The organism is Clostridium lacusfryxellense (assembly GCF_018861735.1).
In the GTDB taxonomy this organism is placed as follows: Bacteria; Bacillota; Clostridia; order Clostridiales; family Clostridiaceae; genus Clostridium_AD; species Clostridium_AD lacusfryxellense.
Window position 1 is genome coordinate 214,070 of sequence record NZ_JAHLEB010000002.1, and the last position, 22,534, is coordinate 236,603.

The 22,534-nt window shown below is 31.6% G+C and carries 21 protein-coding genes; all 21 read left to right on the top strand.

Features of this window, described 5'->3' with window-relative positions:
- The first annotated feature begins 15 nt into the window (after positions 1-15).
- The 21 genes from KPL55_RS02705 (at position 16) to ppdK (ending at position 22,392) form a co-directional block, all read left to right on the top strand.
- Complete coding sequence (locus KPL55_RS02705; protein WP_216305171.1) at positions 16-294, top strand: hypothetical protein; 279 nt, start codon at positions 16-18, stop codon at positions 292-294.
- Between the two features lie 182 nt (positions 295-476).
- Positions 477-2,282, top strand: coding sequence for a translation elongation factor 4 (gene lepA, locus KPL55_RS02710; RefSeq protein ID WP_216305172.1), 1,806 nt, complete (start codon positions 477-479; stop codon positions 2,280-2,282).
- A gap of 18 nt (positions 2,283-2,300) precedes the next feature.
- Complete coding sequence (gene hemW / locus KPL55_RS02715; protein ID WP_216305173.1) at positions 2,301-3,422, top strand: radical SAM family heme chaperone HemW; 1,122 nt, start codon at positions 2,301-2,303, stop codon at positions 3,420-3,422.
- Between the two features lie 247 nt (positions 3,423-3,669).
- A complete protein-coding gene (gene hrcA, locus KPL55_RS02720) occupies positions 3,670-4,713 on the top strand; it encodes a heat-inducible transcriptional repressor HrcA (protein ID WP_216305174.1) in 1,044 nt (347 codons plus the stop codon).
- 122 nt (positions 4,714-4,835) lie between these two features.
- Positions 4,836-5,462 (top strand): nucleotide exchange factor GrpE, encoded by a 627-nt coding sequence (grpE, locus tag KPL55_RS02725; RefSeq protein WP_281418795.1) that lies wholly within the window; start codon positions 4,836-4,838, stop codon positions 5,460-5,462.
- Between the two features lie 68 nt (positions 5,463-5,530).
- Positions 5,531-7,384 carry a molecular chaperone DnaK gene (dnaK, locus tag KPL55_RS02730; RefSeq protein WP_216305176.1) on the top strand — a complete coding sequence of 618 codons (1,854 nt, stop codon included), beginning with the start codon at positions 5,531-5,533 and terminating at the stop codon, positions 7,382-7,384.
- 100 nt (positions 7,385-7,484) lie between these two features.
- Positions 7,485-8,609: a molecular chaperone DnaJ gene (gene dnaJ, locus KPL55_RS02735; protein ID WP_216305177.1), complete on the top strand. Its 1,125-nt coding sequence runs from the start codon at positions 7,485-7,487 to the stop codon at positions 8,607-8,609.
- A 58-nt stretch (positions 8,610-8,667) separates the two neighbouring features.
- Positions 8,668-9,603 (top strand): 50S ribosomal protein L11 methyltransferase, encoded by a 936-nt coding sequence (gene prmA, locus KPL55_RS02740; protein WP_216305178.1) that lies wholly within the window; start codon positions 8,668-8,670, stop codon positions 9,601-9,603.
- 29 nt (positions 9,604-9,632) lie between these two features.
- Positions 9,633-10,385 (top strand): 16S rRNA (uracil(1498)-N(3))-methyltransferase, encoded by a 753-nt coding sequence (locus KPL55_RS02745; RefSeq protein WP_216305179.1) that lies wholly within the window; start codon positions 9,633-9,635, stop codon positions 10,383-10,385.
- 143 nt (positions 10,386-10,528) lie between these two features.
- Positions 10,529-10,879, top strand: a complete 351-nt coding sequence (locus KPL55_RS02750) for a histidine triad nucleotide-binding protein (protein WP_216305180.1) — start codon at positions 10,529-10,531, stop codon at positions 10,877-10,879.
- A 170-nt stretch (positions 10,880-11,049) separates the two neighbouring features.
- Positions 11,050-11,226 (top strand): 30S ribosomal protein S21, encoded by a 177-nt coding sequence (rpsU, locus tag KPL55_RS02755; protein WP_216305181.1) that lies wholly within the window; start codon positions 11,050-11,052, stop codon positions 11,224-11,226.
- Between the two features lie 346 nt (positions 11,227-11,572).
- The gene (gene yqfC, locus KPL55_RS02760) at positions 11,573-11,857 is read left to right on the top strand and encodes a sporulation protein YqfC (protein ID WP_216305182.1); all 285 of its coding nucleotides are present in this window, start codon (positions 11,573-11,575) and stop codon (positions 11,855-11,857) included.
- Positions 11,850-13,001 carry a sporulation protein YqfD gene (gene yqfD / locus KPL55_RS02765; RefSeq protein WP_216305183.1) on the top strand — a complete coding sequence of 384 codons (1,152 nt, stop codon included), beginning with the start codon at positions 11,850-11,852 and terminating at the stop codon, positions 12,999-13,001. The genes yqfC and yqfD overlap by 8 nt, the downstream gene beginning before the upstream one ends.
- Before the next feature lie 70 nt (positions 13,002-13,071).
- Positions 13,072-15,195 (top strand): HD family phosphohydrolase, encoded by a 2,124-nt coding sequence (locus tag KPL55_RS02770; RefSeq protein ID WP_216305184.1) that lies wholly within the window; start codon positions 13,072-13,074, stop codon positions 15,193-15,195.
- A 47-nt stretch (positions 15,196-15,242) separates the two neighbouring features.
- The gene (gene ybeY / locus KPL55_RS02775) at positions 15,243-15,743 is read left to right on the top strand and encodes an rRNA maturation RNase YbeY (RefSeq protein WP_216305185.1); all 501 of its coding nucleotides are present in this window, start codon (positions 15,243-15,245) and stop codon (positions 15,741-15,743) included.
- A 63-nt stretch (positions 15,744-15,806) separates the two neighbouring features.
- Entirely contained in the window at positions 15,807-16,505 is a 699-nt protein-coding gene (locus tag KPL55_RS02780) for a diacylglycerol kinase (protein ID WP_216305186.1), read from the top strand.
- 192 nt (positions 16,506-16,697) lie between these two features.
- On the top strand, positions 16,698-17,096 hold the full coding sequence (locus KPL55_RS02785) for a cytidine deaminase (protein ID WP_216305187.1): 399 nt from the start codon (positions 16,698-16,700) through the stop codon (positions 17,094-17,096).
- A 27-nt stretch (positions 17,097-17,123) separates the two neighbouring features.
- Positions 17,124-18,005 carry a GTPase Era gene (era, locus tag KPL55_RS02790; protein ID WP_216305188.1) on the top strand — a complete coding sequence of 294 codons (882 nt, stop codon included), beginning with the start codon at positions 17,124-17,126 and terminating at the stop codon, positions 18,003-18,005.
- Between the two features lie 11 nt (positions 18,006-18,016).
- Positions 18,017-18,811, top strand: coding sequence for a DNA repair protein RecO (gene recO / locus KPL55_RS02795; protein WP_216305203.1), 795 nt, complete (start codon positions 18,017-18,019; stop codon positions 18,809-18,811).
- Positions 18,812-18,854: 43 nt separating this feature from the next.
- Positions 18,855-19,478, top strand: a complete 624-nt coding sequence (locus KPL55_RS02800) for a DUF4342 domain-containing protein (protein ID WP_216305189.1) — start codon at positions 18,855-18,857, stop codon at positions 19,476-19,478.
- A gap of 277 nt (positions 19,479-19,755) precedes the next feature.
- A complete protein-coding gene (gene ppdK / locus KPL55_RS02805; RefSeq protein ID WP_216305190.1) occupies positions 19,756-22,392 on the top strand; it encodes a pyruvate, phosphate dikinase in 2,637 nt (878 codons plus the stop codon).
- Positions 22,393-22,534: the final 142 nt, after the last annotated feature.

Genomic DNA, 22,534 nt, shown 5'->3' on the forward strand with positions numbered 1-22,534 from the left:
TGGGGGGCACCTTTTATGCGTAAAAGAGGTAGAAATAAGTATATTCTTGTGATTGTTATTTGGTTTCTTATATTTTTGTATGGATTTTTAAAGATTAATATTAGTAAGTCAGAACTAGTTAAGGATAAGTCAAGATTTATAATAACGTTTAAATTAAAGCCTGTTGATTTCAGAATTGAGACAAATGGATATGTTTTTTATGTAAATAATAAAACTATTTATAACATTAAAGAAAAATATTTTAATGTTAAAGAAAAATGCAATGCTGTTTACAATGGTATTTTTACTAAATAATATTAAATTAATCCCGTAACTGAAATAAAGTATCATTTAAAATCACAATCCACGTACAAAACTAGATATATTTATGATATAATTTAATTTGATGTATAAAAACTAATACTTTTAAGATAAAGTATATCTAGATTATGTAAAAATGATTTAAATATAGTTCAGAATAACGGGGGTAAAAAATAATGCAGAGCAATAGACAAAAATTTATAAGAAACTTTTCAATAGTTGCACATATTGATCACGGCAAGTCTACTCTTGCAGACAGATTATTAGAAAAGACTGGTACATTAACTAAGAGAGAAATGGAAGAACAAGTACTTGATAATATGGATCTGGAAAGAGAAAGAGGTATTACAATTAAATCTCAACCAGCAAGGTTAGTTTATAAAAGAGAAAATGGAGAAGAATACATATTCAATCTTATAGATACTCCAGGTCATGTGGATTTTAACTATGAGGTTTCAAGGAGTTTAGCTGCTTGTGAAGGGGCAGTGCTTGTAGTTGATGCATCACAAGGGATTCAAGCTCAGACTCTTGCTAATTGCTACCTAGCACTAGATAACAACCTTGATATTGCACCTGTTATTAACAAAATAGATCTTCCTAGTGCAAGGCCAAGTGAGGTAATTCAAGAAATTGAGGATGTAATAGGAATTGAAGCTCAAGATGCACCGTTAATATCAGCTAAAACTGGACTTAATATAGAAGATGTTCTTGAAGCTGTAGTAAAAAAGATTTCACCACCTAGTGGAGATGAAGAAGCCCCACTCAAAGCTTTGATTTTTGACTCTTCTTATGATAGTTATAAAGGTGTTGTATGTTACGTAAGAATCAAAGATGGCATAGTTAAATCGGGAACGAAGATTAAACTGATGAACACTAATAAAATATATGAAGTAGTAGAAGTTGGAGTTTTTGTTCCAAATTATCTTCCAGTACCGCAGTTAATGGCTGGAGATGTTGGATATATAACGGCTTCTATAAAAAATGTTAGGGACGCTCGAGTTGGTGATACTATAACAGAAGCTGCAAGGCCTGCATTAAAACCACTTAAGGGATATAAACCAGCTGTACCTATGGTGTTTAGTGGAATATACCCTATAGATGGTGCAAGATATGCAGAGTTAAAAGAGTCGCTAGAAAGACTTCAATTAAATGATGCAGCACTTAGTTTTGAACCAGAAACTTCTATTGCATTAGGTTTTGGATTTAGATGTGGGTTTTTAGGTCTTCTTCATATGGAAATAATACAAGAAAGAATTGAAAGAGAATTTAATTTGGATATTATTACTACAGCTCCATCGGTTATATATAAAGTAATGAAAACTAGTGGAGAATTAATAGAAATAACAAATCCTACAAATCTACCAGAACCTACAGAAATTAGCTATATGGAAGAACCAATAGTTAAAGCTTCTATAATAACGCCATCAGAGTATCTAGGATCGGTTATGGAGTTATGTCAACAAAAAAGAGGTATATACATTGATATGCAATATATAGAAACAACTAGAGTGGTTGTTAATTATGACTTGCCTCTTAATGAAATAGTATACGATTTTTTTGATGCATTAAAATCAAGAACGAAAGGTTATGCATCTTTTGATTATGAAATAAAGGGATATATAACTGCAAATCTTGTAAAACTGGATATTTTATTAAAAGGAGAAAAAGTAGATGCTTTGTCAATGATTGTTCCCGAGGAGTCAGCTGCCCATAGAGGAAGAGTTATGGCTGAAAAACTAAAGGAACATATACCAAGACAAATGTTTGAGATTCCAATACAAGCATCTATAAACGCAAAGGTAATTGCAAGAGAAACTGTTAAGGCACTTAGAAAAGATGTTTTAGCTAAATGTTATGGCGGAGATATTTCAAGAAAGAAAAAATTATTATCTAAACAAAAAGAAGGTAAAAAAAGAATGAGACAAGTTGGAAGTGTAGAAGTTCCACAAGAAGCATTTATGGCTATACTTAAAGTAGACTAAGAGAAGGCAGGATAAAATATGAAGAATGTAGCTTTGTATATACATATACCTTTTTGCAAGCAAAAGTGCCTATATTGTGATTTTCCGTCACTAGCTGGTAAAGAGGATTGTATGCTTGATTATGCCTCAGCTCTCGCAAAGGAAATAGATAGTATAAAAGATAAAAGTATAAAAACTATATTTATAGGTGGGGGAACTCCCACCTATTTATCTTTAGAGGGATGGGAAATAATAAAGAGAAGTATTGATAGATTAGATACATGTGAAGGTCTAGAGTTTACAGTAGAAGGAAACCCAGGAACATTTACAAGGGAAATATTAAAATTTTTAAAAAGTTTGGGAGTAAACAGATTAAGTATAGGACTTCAAGCTTGGCAAGACTCGCTTTTAAAAGAAATTGGGAGAATTCACACTACTAACGATTTTGAAAAAAGTTTCAAGTTAGCGAGGGATATAGGTTTTGAAAATATTAATGTAGATTTAATGTTTGGGCTGCCTAGTCAAACACTTGAGCAATGGATGGAGACGCTTCAAAAAGTAACGGACCTTAATCCGGAACACTTATCTTGTTATAGCCTAATAGTCGAAGAGGGAACAGAATTTTATAAAAGATTTGAGAAAGGTACACTTGAACTCCCAGATGAGGAATTAGAGAGAACTATGTACGCAAAGACAATAGAATATTTAGGTGGAAAAGGGTATATTCAATATGAAATATCTAACTTTGCAAAAGATAATAAAGAATGTAGGCACAATTTAGTATATTGGGAAATGGACGATTATATTGGATGTGGAGCAGCATCTCATTCTTATAGTGATGGATTTAGATATAGAAATGAAGAAAATATAGAAAAATATATTGAAAAAATTAATGTAGGTAATTCCGCAATAGTAGAAAACAAAAAAAATTCATTTAATGACGATATGGAAGAGTTTATGTTTATGGGGCTTAGAAAAAATGTAGGAATAAGTAAAAGTGAATTCTTTCGAAGGTTTAATAAAAACATAAACGAAGTCTATAGTGAAGTAATAAATAAATACGTAGACACAGGGTTTATGAAGGAAGATGAAGAGGCTATTTCTCTAACATATGAAGGCATTGAAGTGTCTAATGTGATTATGTCGGAATTTATCCTGTAATGTAAGGCAGAATAAATAGGCTAAATAAAATATTAAAAACATGAAATATGTGGGGCACTTTATTTTTAGAGGGCAGCATTAGGAAATAAAAGCAATATGGAGTATATGAGAGGTAATTTTAAATTATGAGCATAAAATGCCTATATTGAAAAATGAAGGTTATTGACAAATTCAATAGTAAATGATACTTTTATTACATACTCGTTAGCACTCAACGGTAGTGAGTGCTAATAAAAGAGGTGATATTATGGAAATGGATGAAAGAAAGATTAAAATACTTCAGGCTATAATTACAGATTATATAAATAATGGTGAGCCTGTTGGATCCAGAACCATAGCTAAAAAGTATGATTTAGGTATTAGTTCAGCTACTATTAGAAATGAAATGTCAGACCTTGAAGAGATGGGATATATAGAACATTTGCATACCTCATCCGGAAGAAAACCATCAGACAAGGGTTATAGGTTATATGTTGATAGGTTGATGGAACTTACAAAATTATCTACTCAGGAAGAATATATGATCAAAAATCATCTTATTAATGCTGCACTATATGAGGTTGATAAAATTGTTAAGCAAGCAACACAAATGCTTTCGCTTCTTACTAATCTTACATCTATAGTAAAGGCGCCGTCAGTTCAGAAAAGCTGTATAAAATATATTCAGCTAATGAGCCTAGATGCTGGAAGCATTTTGTTCGTAATTATTACTGATAGTGGTATCATCAAAAACAATGTTATTAAGATTAGCAAACCTATTACGAGTGCTATAATAGAAAAACTTACCAATATACTTAATTTTAGACTAGGAAAGCTTACAATTCAGCAAATAAACTTGGAAGTCATTAATAATTTAAAAAGTGATTTAGCTTTTTATCAAGAAATTTTTGACGGTATTATTCCAGCTTTATATGATAGTTTATCTGATGTTGAAGCTTCAGAGGTCTATATTCAGGGTGCTGCAAATATATTTAACTACCCGGAATATAACAATATTACTAAAGCTCGAGAGTTCTTAGTTTTAGTAGATAATAAAGAAAGTATAAGTAGTTTGCTAGGCGTTAACGATACTAATCGTAATATTACAATCAAAATTGGAGGAGAAAATTTTGTAGAGTGCGCTCGTGAATGTAGTATTATAACTGCTGTTTATAGCGCATCAGGTATACCGCTTGGATCTATCGGCGTTATAGGGCCTACAAGAATACCTTATGGAAAAGTTATTTCTGTTTTAACTGAAATAGTTAAAGAATTAAATGATAATATAGCTCAAATTTATAATGATCATTGATTAAATTTTAAATTAACAAATTTATTTTGAGCCAGAAATGGAGGAAAAATTCAGTGAATACAAGTAATGAAGAAATTTTAGAAGACGAAAATGCATCAATACCTAATAATGAGACTTTAAATTTGGACGATGAAACCAATGAAACTGAGGTAGAAATAGACATGGCAGAAGGTTGTATAAAAGGAAATGAAGTGGAAGAAACTGAAACGGTTGATGCTCAGATAGTAGAAGAAGAGTTAACGGGCGAACAGTCTGAAGAACTTTTAGAAAGTGAAAAAGAGAAAAAGATGAATAAAAAAACGAAAAAACTAGTAGAAGAAAATACGAAATTACGCAGTGAGATAGATGATTTTAAAGACAAATATCTAAGGACAGCTGCTGAATATGAGAACTTTAGAAAAAGAACGATAAAAGAAAAAGAAGGCATATATACCGATGCCTGCGCAGATGTACTAAAAGAGGTTCTGCCGGTCTTAGATAACTTAGAAAGAGCACTTTCTGTTGAAGGATGCGGGGATGAGTTAAGAACTGGCGTTGAAATGACAGTAAGACTATTTAATGATGCATTTAATAAATTAGGCGTGGAAGAATTAGCTTTAGATGGCGCATTTGACCCAAATCTTCATAATGCAGTAATGCATGTTGAAGATGAACAGTATGGACCTAATGAAATAGTCGAGGTATTCCAAAAGGGGTACAAAAGAGCGAATAAGGTATTAAGACACAGCATGGTTAAGGTTGCAAATTAATAATTAATATATATAAAATATAAAATAATAATTATTATAATAAAAAGGAATATAGGAGGAAAATAATAATGGGAAAAATTATAGGAATAGATTTAGGTACAACAAATTCATGTGTAGCAGTTATGGAGGGTGGAGAACCAGTAGTAATTTCTAATTCAGAAGGTGCAAGAACTACACCATCTGTAGTTTCATTCCAAGCAAACGGAGAAAGACTAGTGGGTCAAGTAGCTAAGAGACAAGCAATCACAAATCCAGACAAAACAATAATGTCAATCAAAAGAGAAATGGGTACTGATCATAAAGTAAATGTTGATGGAAAATCACATACTCCACAAGAAATTTCAGCTTATATATTACAGAAAATCAAAGCTGATGCTGAGGCTTACTTAGGAGAAGCAGTTACCGAAGCTGTAATAACAGTGCCTGCATACTTCAATGATAGTCAAAGACAAGCAACAAAAGACGCAGGAAAGATAGCAGGACTTGAAGTTAAGAGAATAATAAATGAGCCAACAGCAGCAGCACTTGCTTATGGACTCGACAAAATGGACGTTAACCAAAAGATATTAGTATATGATTTAGGTGGCGGTACATTTGATGTATCTATATTAGAACTTGGTGATGGATTATTCGAAGTTAAATCAACTAATGGTAACACTAAACTAGGTGGAGATGACTTTGATGAAAAAGTTGTTAATCACATAGCTGAAACTTTTAAATCAGACAATGGAATAGATTTAAGAAATGATAAAATGGCACTTCAAAGATTAAAAGAAGCTGCTGAAAAAGCTAAAATAGAATTATCATCATCAATGCAAACAACTATTAATCTTCCATTTATTACTGCTGATGCAACAGGCCCTAAGCATATAGAAATGAATTTAACAAGAGCTAAATTTAACGAATTGACTCACGATTTAGTTGCTTCTACAATAGAACCAATGAAAAAAGCACTTGCAGATGCAGGATTATCACTTAGTGAAATAGATAAAGTTGTACTTGTAGGTGGATCAACTAGAACACCAGCAGTACAAGATGCAGTTAAAAACTTTACTGGAAAAGAACCTTCAAAGGGCGTTAACCCAGATGAATGTGTTGCACTTGGTGCTGCAATTCAAGCCGGAGTATTAAGTGGAGAAGTTAAGGATGTTTTACTTCTTGATGTAACTCCATTAACCCTTGGAATTGAAACTTTAGGTGGAATAGCTACTCCTCTAATTGAGAGAAATACTACTATTCCTGCTAAAAAGAGTCAAGTATTCTCAACAGCTGCAGATGGTCAAACATCAGTTGAAATTAACATTGTACAAGGTGAACGTCAAATGGCAGCAGGAAACAAGAGCTTAGGAAGAGTTACTCTTTCAGGAATTGCTGCAGCACCAAGAGGAATCCCTCAAATAGAGGTTACTTTTGATATAGATGCTAACGGTATTGTAAATGTATCAGCTAAAGATAAAGGAACAGGAAAAGAAGCTAAGATTACAATTACAGCATCAACTAATTTAAGTGATGATGAAATTGATAAGGCAGTAAAAGAAGCAGAGAAATTTGCTGAAGAAGATAAAACAAGAAAAGAAGAAATTGAAGTTAAGAACAATGCTGAGCAGTTAATATATCAAACAGAAAAAAGCTTAACTGATCTTGGAGAAAAAGTATCAGAAGAAGATAAAAAAGATATTGAAGCTAAATTAGAAGCTCTTAAAAAAGTTAAAGATGGCGAAGATACAGCTGCTACAAAGAAATCTACTGAAGAATTAACAGAAGCTTTCTACGCAGTAACTACAAAAATATATCAAGCAGAAGCAGAAGCTGCACAAGGTACCGAGGGAGCAGCTCAAGGAGATGCTAAAGAGCCACAAGATGACAATGTAGTAGATGCTGACTTTAAAGTAGATGAAGATGAGAAAACAGAAGATAAATAATAAATAAAATTATAGAATAAGGGATGGGTAACTACCCTTCCCTTATTTTAAGTAATGTAGTATTATTAGAGCATATATATTTTAGGTGGTGGATAGTAGCATGGCAAACAAAGATTATTATGAAACCCTAGGCATTGAAAGAGATGCTAGTGAAGAAGAAATTAAGAAGGCTTTTAGAAAGGGTGCATTAAAAAATCATCCTGATAGAAATCCAGATAATAAAGAAGCTGAAGAAAAGTTTAAGGAAATGAATGAAGCATATCAAGTTTTGTCGAGCCCAGAGAAAAAGGCAAGATATGATCAATATGGATCTGCTGATGATAATGGAGCAGGATTTGGTGGTAGCTCTGACTTTTCAGGTTTTGGTGGCTTTGGAGATATATTTGGTGACATATTTGGTGGTGGTGGCTTTTCTTCTAGAAATCAGAATGGACCTAAAAAAGGTGCAGATTTAGAATATAATATAAATCTTACTTTTGAAGAGGCTGTTTTTGGTATAGAAAAAGAAGTATCTATTACTAGAAATGAGAAATGTAATGATTGTGGTGGTAACGGTGCTAAAGCTGGTACTACTCCTAAAACATGTGATAAGTGTGGTGGAAGTGGACAGATAAAAGTTCAGAGAAATACTGCTTTTGGAAGTTTTGCTAGCATGAGCACTTGTGATAAGTGTGGAGGTCACGGTCAAATAATTTCTGAACCATGTAAAACATGTCATGGGTCTGGAAAACAGAGGAAAAACAGAAAAATTAAAGTTAATATTCCAGGTGGAGTTGACACTGGAAATGTTATGCCTCTAAGGGGTCAAGGAGAACAAGGTGAAAAAGGTGGTCCAGCAGGAGATTTATATATAAATATTAGAGTAGCTCCTCATAAGAATTTTAAGAGGAATGGAATTGATATTCATATAGAATCACATATAAGTTTTGGAAACGCATCTATGGGAACTGAAATTAAAGTTCCAACAGTAGATGGAGATGTCAAGTATAAAGTGCCAGGAGGAACACAATCTGGAACTGTATTTAGACTTAAGGGTAAGGGTATACCTAGAGTAAACGGACATGGAAGAGGAGATCAATACGTAAAGGTTCTTGTTGATATTCCAAAATCATTAAATGATAAACAAAAGGAAGCCTTAAAATTATTTATGGAAGCAAGCGGTGAAAATGTAGATTCTTTTGAAGATACTAAAAAATCTTTTGTTGATAAAATACTAGGAAAATAATAATAAAAAACTCCGTTTTGTAAAACGGAGTTTTTTATTATAAATAAGGAGAATAACAATGAATAAAGATTGGATTGAAGTAACTATAATAACTAGCAGTGAAGCAGTTGAGGCGGTATCAGCAATGTTATACAATACAGGAGTCGAAGGTGTTTCTATTTTGGATCCCTTGGATTTAATTTTTAGAAGAGATCACACTACAGACTGGGATTATTTTGATGAAACTATTATAGATACAAATAGTGGTGTTGTAATTAAGGGATACTATAAAAAAGATGATAAATTTGAAGATTACCTAGAAAAAGTTAAAAAAGGGGTAGATAATTTACCTAAATTTGGGCTAGACAAGGGTGTAGGTTCGGTTACGGCAGAAAAGGTAAATGAAGAGGATTGGGAAAATAACTGGAAGAAATATTATAAACCAATTAAAGTTGGCGAAAAGATAGTTATAAAACCTATATGGGAAAAGTATAATAAAAAGCCAAATGAAATAATTGTTGAACTAGACCCAGGTATGGCTTTTGGAACTGGTTCTCATGAGACTACTAGGATGTGTATAAAAGCACTTGAACGCCATGTGGACGTTAGTTCAACAGTTTTTGATATAGGAACAGGCTCAGGGATATTAGCTATTGCTGCGGCTAAATTAGGGGCTAAAAAGACTATAGGTGTTGATTTGGATCCAGTTGCAGTAGATTCTGCAAAACAAAATGTTAGTTATAATGATATAAGCAACATTGAAATTCTATACGGAGACTTGTTAGATGTTGTTAAAGGTAAGGCAGATATAGTTGTAGCAAACATTATGGCCGATATAATTATGTTTTTAACGGATCAAGTTAAATCGGTTATAGAGGGCGGTGGATATTTTATATCTTCAGGAATAATCCTTTCTAAAAAAGATGAAGTAATAAATAAGTTAACCCAGTGTGGTTTTAATATTGAAGAGATAAACATAGAAGGAGAATGGGTTTGTATAGTTGCAAAATTATAATTAATGCCAGAGCTTAAGGAGAATGTAGTATGCATAAATTTTTTGTACCTAAAAGTAATATAGATGGTAATAATGCTATAATCGATGGTGAAGATGTAAAACATATATACAGGGTATTGAGGCTTCAAATTGGTGATAAAGTCAGTGTTAACAACTCTGAAGGTGAAGAATATATAGGCGAAATAATATCTATAGATAAAAAGGAAGTTCATATAAACCTAATAGAAGAAAATCCTATAAATAACGAAAGTCCTGTTGAAGTATACCTATTCCAGGGTTTGCCTAAATCAACAAAAATGGATTTGATTGTACAAAAAAATACTGAGCTAGGAGTTAAAGAAATAACACCTATAATTACCAAGCGAGTAATAGTTAAAACTGAACTTAAGGAATTTAAGAAGGTAGATAGATGGAATAAAATAGCTCTTGAAGCATCTAAACAAAGCAAGAGAAGTTTGGTTCCTCAAATTAATGTTCCTATAGATTTTGAGTTATTATTAGAAGAATTAAAAAAACTAGATTTAGTTATAGTTCCATATGAAAATCAGGAAGGTTATGGTGTTAAGAAATTAATCCAAAACATAGAGAAAAATAATATTAATAAAATTGGTATTATTATAGGACCTGAGGGTGGATTCGAAGAAAGCGAAATATTAAAACTCAAAGAAATAGGAGCGCAAATTGTAACTTTAGGACCACGCATACTCAGGACTGAGACTGCAGGTTTTGTATGTTTAAGCCTCATAATGTATGAACTAGGGGATCTAGGAGGAAATGAATAATGAAAGTCTCATTTGCTAGGTATACTGTAAAAAATATTTAAATATTTAATAGTTACTTTATAAATACACAGGAAAATGAGATTTAATGTTGAATACTATATTACATGAGAAAATTTTATTTAAGTTGAAAAGGGGGTGATCATGTGGGAAAAGATGAATGCATTTTCTGCAAAATCATTAATAAGCAAATTCCAAGTGATATTGTTTATGAGGATGACAAGGTTATAGGGTTTAAAGACATAAGTCCAGAGGCACCTGTTCATATTGTCATTATTCCGAAGCAACATATTTCTGATTTGAATTGTTTAAGGGAAGATGAATCAGAAATAATAGGACATATATTTATAGTTGCAAAAAAAATAACAAGATCTTTAGGGATTGCTGAGAATGGATATAGGATTGTTAACAATTGTGGAGAGCAAGGCGGTCAAACTGTTGACCATCTACATTTTCATTTATTGGGAGGCAGAATGCTTAAATGGCCACCTGGTTAACATATAATAATTATATTGCAGATTCTACGAGGAAGGGTATAATAAATAACAAAATAGCAATGAAAATGTTGACATTATGTAAAATTGTGTTGTATAATAAAAAATGTGCTATTTAGGTCCCGCATTAGCTGTTTTTAAATTGAATTAAGCTAGCGGAGGGAGGGATAATAATGTCAGAAATTAAAGTTGGATCAGATGAGACAATAGAAAATGCCTTAAGAAGGTTCAAAAAGAAATGCGCAAGAAGTGGAGTGCTTGGAGAAGTTAGAAAAAGAGAGCACTATGAAAAACCAAGTGTTAAGAAGAAGTTGAAATCAGAAGCTGCAAGAAAGAGAAAATTTAAATAGAATTTAAAATGGAAAGAGACAAGACTTATTTTATTTATAAAAGTGAACTCTTGTAGAATACCTTCCTCAGCAGTTGACTGGATCAGAAATTATAGAGCTATTCAGAAAAATAGCATTAGAATCGGGAAATAGTGGCATTGAGTACATGAAAAAATAATGTTTGCCTTATTGCATAAAATTATGGCAAGCTTGTTATTGAAAAAGTAAATAATATTTGAATAAATAAAAGACTCAGCATTTGCGGGGTCTTTTTTTTTATGCTTAAAAATTATAAAATATAAAAACTGTAATTTCTCATGGCTTTTTTTCATAAATTTAATATGAAGTATTTTGTGAGGTGGGTATTATGGATAATAAATTTTATAAGGCAAAAGAGGTTATAGCAAGTAAGTTAGAATTACCAAGAGATATCATATTAGATTTACCTAAAATTACTATTTTATCTAATAATGAAATAAATATAGAAAACCATAAGGGTGTCGTGATTTTTGAAGAAGAGGAAATAAAGATAAATTCTAATGTGGGTCCAATATCAATATATGGTAAAAATTTCAAAATATTATTTATAGGAGGTAACACAATAACTTTAAGTGGAAACTTTAAGTCTGTTGTGTATGAAAGCCATGAATAATTTTAAAAAATATAAGAAGGGTATTATCACAATGGAAATTCAATCATTAATACCAGAAAGGTTTATAAATTTATTATGGAAAAATGGAATTGTAGCCAAAAATATAAAAAAGATAAACATAACAACTGTAGTTTTAGAAGTGAGCTTAAGTGATTATGGCGAAATTAGTAAGGTGGCAAAACGAACCAATACTAGGGTTAAAATTATAGGGAGAAGTGGAATGTCGTTTTTTTTAATGAAACTAAAGGGTAGATCTTCACTTATACTTGGAGTAGTGTTATTTGTAGGCATAATATATTATTTGTCCACATTTGTATGGAATATAGAAATTAATACTGAAAATTATATAAGTCCATATGAACTGCGAAATCAAATAAAAACTTTTGGAATAAAGCCAGGACTTAGAAAGAAAAATATTGATGTTTACGAACTTGAAAATAAAATTATGAGAAGTAATGATGAAATAATGTGGATAAAAGCAAGAATTGATGGTGTTAAGCTAAAAATTGATATAATAGAGAGGCAATCACCGCCTGTAATAGTAAGTAACCAAACGCCTTGTAATTTAGTTGCAACTAAAGATGGTATAGTAAGTAGAATATTTACTACTGAGGGTACAGCAATAGTTGCTGCTGGTGACGCAGTGCAAAAGGGTGACATATTAGTTAAGGGAGAACAAGGGAAGGAAGAAGGTCTTTACCCTGTACATGCTAAGGGTGAGGTTATAGTGAAAACTTTTTATGAGGAGAAAAAAGAAGTGTTGATAAATAATATATCAAAGGTGAAAACAGGAAACAGTTTAAGTAATTTATACATTAAAATTGCAAATAAAAAAATATATCTCAAAAATAGCGTAAATCCATATAGTAATTATGATAAAATAGAAAATAACAATAATTTTATAAAAAAAGAAACCTATAATGAGATCGTGCAAAAAAATATACCTGGTAATTCAGTTAAAGCAGAAGAAGAGATGTATTTAGGTATATTGAAAAATTTAGATAAAAGCATAAAGGTTATTGACAAAATTCAAGAAGTGATAAAGGAGAAAGATAAGTATTTAATACGAGTGGTAGTTGTTGCTGAGGAAAATGTTGCCGTGGAAGGTAATATTGAACCTGAGAAAGACGATTTACCTAAGTGAAAATAGTGTATATGAAGAAAAATAATATATATTTTTTTAGTTTACTCAAGAAAAAAGGCGGGGATGGGGCATGGATAAAATTAGAAAACTTTTAAATATAAATAAAGCGAAACCATACTTGATTTTTATTATTACAGTAATCATAATGTATTCAATTTTAGTAACGGCTCTAGTTCCAAAACAGTATACGGTAAGCCTTGGCGACATCGCAAAGGTAGATATAAAATCGCCTAGAGAAGTAGAAAATGAAATATCCACAGAAAGCAATAAGGCAAAGGCAATAGAGAGTGTAGGAAAAAAGACAATTAAGATTCCAGTAAATGAGCAAGTTGTAAGTAATATTAAAAGAATATTTTCAACGGTGAGTCAGCTAAATATTATCGGAACTAGTGAATCTCCAACAAATACTAATGTTGATTCTCCAGAAAAGATATTATCAGAAAAGGAAAAGATAGCCTCATTAAAAGAGAAAAATCCAATTGCTAATTTTACATATGAGAAGTATCAAGGACTCATAAACTTAAAAAGCAATGAAGCTAATGACTTAGAGAAATTTCTTGAAGAAACAATGACGACTTTATATGATGTAGCTACAATAAATGAAAACAAACCTGAAGAAATCACGATGGCACAGAGTCTCATTGTAACAAACTTTAATAATTCTAATTTTTCTAAGGATAAAAGGGATATAGGAATGGCTATTGCAAATTCACAGGTTATTCCTAATACAATTTATGACAAGGAAAGTACAGATGCATTAATTGAAAAAGCAATAAAAAATGTTAAGCCTGTCATGATAAAGAAGGATCAAATTATTGTTAAAGAGGGGGAACCAGTAACCCCTCAACAAATGGAACTTCTAGAGGCTCTAGGGCTTTTAGATAATACAAATAATTTTGAATGGTCATTATACTTAAGTTTAGCGGCTCTTGTATGTCTTGTGATATTGCTTCAATGGTATTATTTATATAAGTACCATATAGAAATATTTAATGACACTAAAAAGTTAATTATGATTAATATCCTTAGTATAATAGCTATATTATTATCTAGATCTCTTGGCATAATATCCTTGTTTGTAATTCCGCTAGCGTGCATACCAATGCTTATGACAATTTTAGTTAATGAAGAAGTATCAATTGCTTTAAATATATTTAATTGTATTCTTATCAGTGTTGCAGTTAATTTTAATTTCGAAATTACAATGCTTGCTGTTTTGAACTCTATTGGGGGCGTTATGCTCCTCAAAAAAATGCAACAAAGAAATGATATACTATATTCATCTATATATATTGCAATTATAAATCTTATGGTATATCTATCTATGGGTTTTTTGCTAAGCAACAGCATAATTGACGTTTTAAAAAGAGCGGGGCTTGTATCACTTGCAAGTATTATATCAGGGGTATTAACTATCGGGTTTTTACCGTTTTTCGAAAGTTTCTTTGATATAGTCACTACAGTAAAACTATTAGAATTATCAAACCCAAATCACCCATTATTAAAACGACTACTTTTAGAAGCGCCGGGAAGTTATCATCACTCTGTTCTTGTGGCTAACCTAGCAGAGGTTGCGGCAGAAACAGTTGGTGCAAATCCAGTTCTTGCTAGGGCTTCTGCGTATTATCATGATATTGGCAAGATAAAGAGACCTTATTTCTTTAAAGAAAATCAATTAGGGAACGATAATCCGCATGATAAAATAACACCAAATTTAAGTACATTGATAATTATTTCGCATGTAAAGGATGGGCTCGAGCTTGCAAAAGAATTTAAGATACCTAAGGTTATTCAAGATGCGATTGTTCAACATCATGGTACAACCTTAGTTAAATATTTTTATGTAACTATGAAAAACTCTAGCGAAAATCCAGATGAAATTAAAGAAGAGGATTTTAGATATCAAGGACCAAATCCTGAAAGCAAGGAAGTTGCAATTATAATGCTTTCAGATGCAGTGGAAGCAGCTGTAAGATCAATCCATAATCCTACAAAAGGTAAAATTGAGGAAATGGTTAATAATTTAATAAAAGCTAGGCTTAATGATGGGCAATTAAATAATTGTGATTTAACTTTAAAAGATTTAGAAAAAATAAGAAAAGCATTTCTGAAAGTTTTTTCAGGAATATATCACGAGAGAATAGAATACCCATCAGAGAAATGGCAAAAGGATAAAGAACACGAAAACAAATAATTTAATTGTAATTTATCTTCGTGTTATTAGGAAGAGGTGAAGTAAGTATGATTTTTATTGATAATAGGCAAGATAAGATTGAAGTTACAGAGCAACTTGAAACCGCTATAAAAGATGTCATAGAGTATACACTAAAAGAAGAACAACTTACTATAAAAAATGAAGTGAGTGTTATTTTTATAGACAACGAAGAAATTAGGAAAATAAATTTAGAACATAGGGGAATAGATAAAGTGACAGATGTGTTATCATTTCCTATGTTACATTATCCGGAAAATAAGGTTTTTAAAGATGTGTATATAAATTATGATTTTGATCAAAGTGATCTGTATGATAATATGTTAGTAATTGGTGATGTTGCTTTATCACTTGAAAAATCTCAGCAGCAAAGTGAAGAGTTTGGGCATTCGTTTATTCGAGAATGTGCATATCTTACAGTGCATTCAATTTTACATCTGCTAGGGTATGACCACATGGAGGAAGGTCCCAAAAATATTATGAGAAAAAGAGAAGAAGAAATATTGAACAATTTTAATATATCTAGATGAAATATAATTATGGTCATCCCAATGCGATACATTGCTTGGTAATATTTTTAGAGGTGGTTAAGTATGAAGGTTAAGAAATTAGTTGACAGTTTTAATTATGCTATTGAAGGAATTATTTATTCGATTAGAACACAAAGAAATATGAAGATACATATGTTTACTACACTATTAGTGCTTACTGCTACATTTTTTTATGACTTGTCAAAGATAGAGCTATTAATCATTACAATAACTATAACATTGGTTATTGTGGCCGAGATGATAAACACCGCTGTAGAATGTGCCATAGATGCTACGACGAATTTTTATCATCCGTTGGCTAAAATTGCTAAAAATGTGGCTGCTGGTGCAGTGCTTGTAACTGCTATAAATTCAGTTTTAGTGGCTTATGTTATATTTTGGGATAGAGTAACTCCATTTAATAGGTCAGTAATGCTAAAACTTAAAAAATCTGATCCTGACATGATATTTTTTATACTAGTTATAGTTTGTATTGCAACCGTAGTGGTTAAGGCGATTTATGGGGAAGGAACGCCGCTTAGGGGTGGAATGCCAAGTGGTCACAGCACAATAGCTTTTTCTCTTGCAACAACAATAACATTATTATCTAACGAGCCTTTAATTATGGTTTTATCCTATTTTATAGCTGCAATTGTAGCGCAAAGTAGGGTTGACTCAGAGATTCATTCTACTTTAGAAGTGGTCTTTGGTGCTGTTTTTGGAACTTTATTAACATTACTATTATTCAAGGTTTTGGGATAAATTAAACCATTTTTATATTTTGGATATCTAAGATTCTAAATATAATTATAATATTATTGAAATACTAATATTTAGTGATATAATTATTATACGCGCAAAATCACATAGAAACATGATTTTGCGCTTATATTTAAATGTCATTATCGTTTAAATATGATATTATTGTTAAATTATTTGTATAGGGGTGTACTAATGGATTATGGAAAGCTCGCTAAAATTGCAATAGATGCAAGGGAAAATGCTTATGCTCCTTATTCAAAATTCAAGGTAGGGGCAGCAGTTTTGACTTCTGATGGATCGATATATACAGGGTGTAATATAGAAAATGCTTCGTATGGTGCTACTAATTGTGCAGAAAGGACTGCTATTTTTAAAGCGGTATCAGAAGGACATAATAAAATCAAGGCTATTGCTGTAGTGGGGGATATGTCAACGAATACTTATCCATGTGGTATTTGCAGACAAGTTATTGCAGAATTTGCTACGGAGGATATTCAAATCATATTAGTGAAAAATGAAGAAAATTATATAATTAAGACTATGGAAGAAATATTACCAGGAGCTTTTACAAAAGAAGATTTATTAAAGTAAATACTAAAGATAACAAAAGGAGGATATATGTTTAAATCAGGATATGTAACAATTATAGGACGTCCTAACGTAGGTAAATCTACATTAATAAATTATATTATGGGGGAGAAATTATCAATTGTGTCTAATAGACCCCAAACTACAAGAAATAACATACAAACCATTTTAACAACTAAAGAATCTCAAATAATATTTGTAGATACACCAGGAATGCATAAACCTAGACATAAGCTAGGAGAATATATGGTTAAAGTAGCAAAGCAATCTGCAAGTGAAGTAGATGTTATATTATTTATAACTACACCTGGGGATGAAATTGATAAGGGTGATATGCATATTCTTGAACAGTTCAAAGATACTAAGATACCAGTGTTTTTATTAGTTAATAAGATAGATGAGAATACCCAAGAGAGGGTAGCTAAAACTGTTCAGGGCTATTCTGAGTACTTTAACTTTAAAGAAATAATACCAATTGCTGCTATAAAAGGTAAAAATGTTGATATAGTTACTAAACTCGTACAAGAGAGTATGCCAGAAGGCCCTCTTTATTATCCAGAAGACATGATTACAGATCAGCAAGAAAGATTCATTATAACAGAAATTATAAGAGAAAAAGCTTTGAAATTATTATCACAAGAAGTTCCTCATGGCATAGCTGTTGAAATTATTTCTATGAAAAGAGATAAAAAGGAAATCTACAATATAGAAGTTAACTTACTTTGTGAAAAAGATTCTCATAAAGGTATAATAATTGGAAAAGGTGGAAAAACCCTAAAACAAATTTCCACATATGCAAGGCAAGATATAATGAAATTATTAGGGGAAAACATACATCTTAGATTATGGGTAAAGGTAAAGAAAGAATGGAGAGATACTTCAAGTATACTTAAAGAACTTGGATATAAGTAGGGGATGATTTTCTGGCGATTTTAAAAACTAGAGCAATTGTTATAAAAACACAAGAATTTAAAGAAAATGATAAGCTAGTGTGGCTATATACTGAAGATTTAGGGAAAATAACTGCTATAGCAAAGGGTGCAAGGAAAAATAAAAGTAAATATATAGCATCAACACTGCCCTTTTGTTTTGGTGAATTTGTTTTATTTAAAGGAAAAAATCTGTACACAATAAATGAAATTACAATTATAGATTCTTTTCAGCAACTATTAAGGGATCTGGACACTATTACTTATGCAACCTATTTTAATGAATTAATAGATATAACTATTGAAAATGATGAAGTTAATAAAGAGCTTTTTAAAGACTTGGTTGCAACTTTTTATTTCATGAAAAATGATGTTATGGATATAGAGGTTTTAGCTAGGGCTTTTGAAATAAGAATTTTAAAGGCAACAGGGTACGAATTAAATTTTAGTAGATGTGTCAAGTGTGGGAAAAAAATAACTTTATCTAATAATATCGATTCAACACTATATGGTCCAATTTGTAAAGAATGTGAAAAGTTAAATAGTATATATATTTCAAATCCTACATATAATACATTAAAATTCTTAAACAATTTTGGTATGGATAAAATAAATAGACTTATTGTATCGAAGGCATCCAAACTTGAGTTGTATAAAATTTTATCTTTTATTATTTCACAGAATTATACTAGGAAGCCAAAGAGCTTAGAAATGTTAGATTTTTTAACGGCATTTCAAAATGAAGGTAAAAAAAACTTAGATGATTTAAGGGTAGATAGCAATAAGTAATTGAGATTTACTCTTAGGCAAATTATAAGGAGGATGATTTTAGATGGAAGAAATTACATTAGAAAAGATTGATATTGTAAAAGAAAGAACAGGGGTTTCATACACTGATGCTAAAGAGGCATTGGAAGAATGCGATGGTGACGTAGTTAATGCTTTAGTTTATATCGAAGCAAAACAAAAGAAAGCAAATAAATTTAATATGGAAGAAATGTATACTACTAAAGATGAATTTTTAGTAGCCATAAAAGATATTTTGCAAAAGGGAAATGTAACAAGAATAAAAATTAAAAAAGGTGATACTGTAGTTATAGATATACCTGTAAATGCTGGTATTGTAGCAAGTGTAGTTGCTGGATTGCTTATGCCTTCACTTATTGGTATAGGTATATTAACTGCTGTGCTTACAAAGGTTACTATCGAAATAACTAAAGCAGATGGAACAGTAGAAGTTGTTAACACTATTATTAAAAATACTGTTGATGATGTAAAATGTAAAATGAGCGATATTAGTGATGATGTAAAAGAAAAATTTAATGAAACTAAAGATAATTTTAATAATAAAAGCAACAAAGATAGTAAAGACATTAACAATGAAAATGTATATCAATATACTGTAAAATTTGAAGAAAAAGATAAAGAAAAAGAAAAAGAAGAAGATAAAGAATAATAATTATTTTATTCTTTAGCCATTAGGTTTAAAAATATAATTTTTATTAGTTTAAAGCCAGCAGCTAGTAGTTGCTGGCTTTAAAAAAGTTAAAATTTAACAAAAATAATGATAAATGTGGTTAAATGTCCTACATTTTATTAAAAAAACATGATATACTGTTAAAAATGGCTAATTAATTATATCACAATGTAAATGGAAACGATTGTATCCAGACATACACCATTTTTGTACCTACAAATCATATAAAATCTAAAATAGAAGGAGTTGTGTGCAAATGGAAAATAAAAAGTATGTATACCTTTTTAGTGAAGGCAATATTTCAATGAAAAATCTTCTAGGTGGAAAAGGTGCGAACCTTGCAGATATGACGAGTCTTGGAATCCCGGTTCCACAGGGATTTACCGTTACTACTGAAGCTTGCAATAAATACTATGAAGATGGTAAGTTAATAACACCTGAAATAGTTAGTGAAATTCATGCCAAAATGACCCAACTTGAAAATATTACAGGTAAGAAGTTTGGCAGTTTGGAAAATCCATTGCTTGTGTCAGTTAGATCTGGAGCGAGAGCATCGATGCCAGGTATGATGGATACAATCTTAAATCTTGGATTAAATGATGATACTGTAGAAGTTATTGCAAAGGCAACAAACAATGCAAGGTTTGCTTATGACTCTTACAGGAGATTTATTCAAATGTTTGCTGATGTTGTTATGAACGTTGAGAAAAGAAACTTTGAAAACATAATGGATACTATGAAAGAAGATAAAGGTGTAAAATTTGATACAGAATTAGATGCTGATGATTTAAAAATATTAGTTAAGCAGTTTAAAGAATTTTATAAAGAAAATAAGGGCGAAGAATTTCCAAGTGACCCTAAAAGACAATTAATAGAGGCGGTATCCGCTGTATTTAGGTCTTGGGACAATCCGCGTGCTAATGTATATAGAAGACTCAATGATATCCCATCGGAGTGGGGAACAGCTGTAAGCGTTCAAGAAATGGTATTTGGTAACAAGGGTGAAACATCTGGGACTGGTGTTGCTTTTTCAAGAAATCCATCTACAGGTGAGAAAAAAGTATTTGCTGAGTATTTAATGAATGCACAAGGTGAAGATGTTGTTGCAGGAATTAGAACACCACAAGATATATCTAAACTTGAGAAAGACATGCCAAAAGTATACGACCAGTTTATTGGTATTGTGAATACTCTTGAAACTCACAATAAAGATATGCAGGACATGGAGTTCACAATTGAAGATGGGAAATTATACTTTTTACAAACAAGAAATGGAAAGAGAACGGTCCAAGCTGCACTTAAGATTGCGGTGGAACTAGTTGAAGAGGGAATGTTATCAAAGAGAGAAGCTCTAATGAAGGTTGACCCAAAACAACTAGATTCGCTACTTCATCCTAACTTCGATGAACTTGAATTAAAAAAATCTTTAGTAATTGCTAAAGGTTTACCAGCATCGCCTGGAGCAGCTTGTGGAAAAGTTTACTTTACAGCTGAAGAAGCAAAAGCTAAACATGAAGGTGGAGATAAGGTTATTCTCGTTAGGCTTGAAACTTCACCAGAGGACATTGAAGGCATGGTTGCATCAGAAGGTATATTAACTGTAAGAGGAGGGATGACGTCGCATGCAGCGGTTGTTGCAAGGGGAATGGGCACATGCTGCGTTGCTGGCTGCTCGGCATTAAAAGTTAATGAAGAAACTAAGAGTTTTCAAATAGGGCAAACGGTATATCATGAGGGTGACTTTATTTCAATGGATGGAAGCACTGGAAATGTATATTCTGGAGTAATTAAAACAGTTGAGCCTGAAATAAATGGATATTTTGAAATATTTATGAGTTGGGCTGATGAAATAAGAAGTTTAAAGGTTAGAACAAATGCTGATACTCCAAAAGACACAGCGCAAGCAGTTAAATATGGAGCTGAAGGCGTAGGATTATGTAGAACAGAGCATATGTTTTTTGATGCTGATAGAATAATGATTATAAGAGAAATGATTGTAGCTAAAGACGAAGACTCTAGACGAATAGCATTAGAAAAGCTATTGCCAATTCAAAGAGGCGATTTTATAGGGATTTATGAAGAACTCAAGGAAAAACCAGCTACAATAAGGTTTTTAGATCCACCACTACATGAATTCTTGCCACATGCTGATGAAGATATAAAGGAATTAGCTATCGACATGGGCATAACTTTTGAAGAGCTTAAAGCTACAGTTGAAGCATTGCATGAAGTTAATCCAATGATGGGACATAGGGGTTGTAGACTTGCAGTGTCATATCCAGAAATAGCTGAGATGCAAACTAGGGCAGTTATTGAAGCTGCTATAGATGTTAAGACAAGGAAAGGATATAACATTGTTCCAGAAATAATGATTCCTCTAGTTGGTGAAATAAAAGAATTAAAGTATGTTAAAGATATAGTAGTAAGAGTAGCTGATGAGATTATAGCTAAGTCAGGTTGTGATTTAAAATACATGGTTGGTACAATGATTGAAATACCAAGAGCTGCACTTACTGCAGATTTAATAGCAAAAGAAGCCGAATTCTTTTCGTTTGGAACAAATGATTTAACACAAATGACTTTTGGGTTCTCTAGAGATGATGCTGGAAGTTTCTTAAAAGATTACTATGAAAAGAAAGTCTACGAATTTGATCCATTCCAAAAGTTAGATGTTACGGGAGTAGGGAAACTTATTCAAATGGCAGCAGAGCTTGGAAGAAAGGTTAGGCCGTCTATAAAACTTGGAATATGTGGAGAACACGGTGGAGATCCATCTTCCGTTGAATTCTGTCACAATGTGGGACTTGATTATGTATCATGTTCACCATTTAGGGTTCCAGTTGCAAGACTCGCAGCTGCACAAGCTGAAATAAACAATCCAAGAAAGAAATAAGATAATTAAACAAATAAAAAGCCGCCTTTTATGATATGATACCTCTAAAGTAGACAGTTTAAATATAAAAACTGATACTTTGGAGGTATTTTTAATGTCAAAACCTAAATGTCCTGCTGAACAAAAATTACAAGCTGTCGAA

Excerpts from the sequence above, each read along its gene's own strand:
- hemW (WP_216305173.1), top strand. The coding sequence starts at position 2,301 with ATGAAGAATGTAGCTTTGTATATACATATACCTTTTTGCAAGCAAAAG.
- ybeY (WP_216305185.1), top strand. The coding sequence starts at position 15,243 with ATGATTTTTATTGATAATAGGCAAGATAAGATTGAAGTTACAGAGCAA.
- dnaK (WP_216305176.1), top strand. The coding sequence starts at position 5,531 with ATGGGAAAAATTATAGGAATAGATTTAGGTACAACAAATTCATGTGTA.
- KPL55_RS02780 (WP_216305186.1), top strand. The coding sequence starts at position 15,807 with ATGAAGGTTAAGAAATTAGTTGACAGTTTTAATTATGCTATTGAAGGA.
- KPL55_RS02745 (WP_216305179.1), top strand. The coding sequence starts at position 9,633 with ATGCATAAATTTTTTGTACCTAAAAGTAATATAGATGGTAATAATGCT.
- era (WP_216305188.1), top strand. The coding sequence starts at position 17,124 with ATGTTTAAATCAGGATATGTAACAATTATAGGACGTCCTAACGTAGGT.
- KPL55_RS02785 (WP_216305187.1), top strand. The coding sequence starts at position 16,698 with ATGGATTATGGAAAGCTCGCTAAAATTGCAATAGATGCAAGGGAAAAT.
- KPL55_RS02800 (WP_216305189.1), top strand. The coding sequence starts at position 18,855 with ATGGAAGAAATTACATTAGAAAAGATTGATATTGTAAAAGAAAGAACA.
- KPL55_RS02705 (WP_216305171.1), top strand. The coding sequence starts at position 16 with ATGCGTAAAAGAGGTAGAAATAAGTATATTCTTGTGATTGTTATTTGG.
- lepA (WP_216305172.1), top strand. The coding sequence starts at position 477 with ATGCAGAGCAATAGACAAAAATTTATAAGAAACTTTTCAATAGTTGCA.
- KPL55_RS02770 (WP_216305184.1), top strand. The coding sequence starts at position 13,072 with ATGGATAAAATTAGAAAACTTTTAAATATAAATAAAGCGAAACCATAC.
- yqfC (WP_216305182.1), top strand. The coding sequence starts at position 11,573 with ATGGATAATAAATTTTATAAGGCAAAAGAGGTTATAGCAAGTAAGTTA.
- hrcA (WP_216305174.1), top strand. The coding sequence starts at position 3,670 with ATGGAAATGGATGAAAGAAAGATTAAAATACTTCAGGCTATAATTACA.
- rpsU (WP_216305181.1), top strand. The coding sequence starts at position 11,050 with ATGTCAGAAATTAAAGTTGGATCAGATGAGACAATAGAAAATGCCTTA.
- prmA (WP_216305178.1), top strand. The coding sequence starts at position 8,668 with ATGAATAAAGATTGGATTGAAGTAACTATAATAACTAGCAGTGAAGCA.
- yqfD (WP_216305183.1), top strand. The coding sequence starts at position 11,850 with ATGAATAATTTTAAAAAATATAAGAAGGGTATTATCACAATGGAAATT.
- dnaJ (WP_216305177.1), top strand. The coding sequence starts at position 7,485 with ATGGCAAACAAAGATTATTATGAAACCCTAGGCATTGAAAGAGATGCT.
- ppdK (WP_216305190.1), top strand. The coding sequence starts at position 19,756 with ATGGAAAATAAAAAGTATGTATACCTTTTTAGTGAAGGCAATATTTCA.